This window comes from Kitasatospora sp. NPDC001225 (assembly GCF_053597855.1).
In genome coordinates this window covers 1-1053 of the sequence record NZ_JBSFJC010000491.1, presented here as the reverse complement: position 1 = coordinate 1053, position 1053 = coordinate 1, and the positions used below count along the sequence as shown (strand labels likewise).

The following is a 1053-nucleotide window of genomic DNA, read 5'->3' as shown; positions in this document are numbered from 1 at the left end:
GATCACCGAGGACACCTCGCCGAGCCAGGCACGCCCGGGGGTCTTCTTCGAGGCCGTCAGCCGCTTGGACAGCTCGGCCGACGTGACGAACGGCAGCCCGGCGGCGCGGGCGTCCTCACGGACGCGGAGCGCGTCGTTGAAGACCACCCGCGCACACCCGAACGACCTTGCCAGCGAAGCACGCTGACCGGCACTCGGGTACACGCGGAAGGCATACCGAAGCTGCACGACGTCACCGTAGCGCTTTGGCTCATGTCATCGCGCTGGAATCCGAACCCCGATGTGCGCACCGGCCGCCATGTCGTCCACAGCCTGCACGTCCACTTGGGTTCGTCACGAAGTGCCGGCGCAGGGCCTTCCGGACGCCACGCCGACCCGCTACGAAGAAATCATGCGGGACGTATGCGCGGACTTCGAGGCCGAGTCGAAGCAGTTCGATACGAACAGGATCATGTGCATCCGCTGTTGCGCTACCCGCCCGAGATCCAGCTCTCCACACTGGTCAGCAGCCTAAAAGGCGTCAGTTCCCGAAGGCTCCGACAGGAGTACGACAGCCACGTCCGCCGCTACCTGTGGGGCGGCCGCTTCTGGTCCGGTTCCTACTACGCGGGCTCATGCGGTGGTGCGCCGCCCACCGTCGTACGCCACTACATCGAGAGTCGGCAACGCCCGACCGCCTAACCCTCGCCCCGGAGGCGCAGAGAACTCCGGCGCTCCGCTCCTCCGAGCCAGGGACGGCCTTCACGTCCGGCGTGAACGCCGGGGCGCTGGCCAAGAACAGAGGTAGCCCGCCTTGAGGTCTCGGCTCGGCGTAGTCAAGGTTTTCGGGCATGGCGAAGCCACCTCTCTCATCGGGCTGGCAGGAACCGCGATGCGGCAGGCCGTCACGCTATGCGTCCGATCAACTACCCACAAGGGTCGCTTTCAAGCCACCGTCCGCTCTCCGACCACCCCCGGCCGGACGCGCCGTGGCCCCGAACCCACCACTTCCGAGGCCGGCGTCGACCTGACTCGTGATCCAGGCCGGCATCATCCACGACATGCGGCACTGAC

At 67.0% G+C, this 1053-nt stretch carries 2 protein-coding genes; one reads left to right on the top strand and one right to left on the bottom strand.

Features of this window, described 5'->3' with window-relative positions:
* Positions 1-228: helix-turn-helix domain-containing protein (locus tag ACWDCZ_RS41700; RefSeq protein WP_449818774.1), on the bottom strand; the 228-nt coding region annotated here is incomplete at its 3' end.
* 174 nt (positions 229-402) lie between these two features.
* Here ACWDCZ_RS41700 and tnpA point away from each other — a divergent pair.
* Positions 403-681 carry an IS200/IS605 family transposase gene (tnpA, locus tag ACWDCZ_RS41695; RefSeq protein WP_449818775.1) on the top strand — a complete coding sequence of 93 codons (279 nt, stop codon included), beginning with the start codon at positions 403-405 and terminating at the stop codon, positions 679-681.
* Positions 682-1053 lie beyond the last annotated feature (372 nt).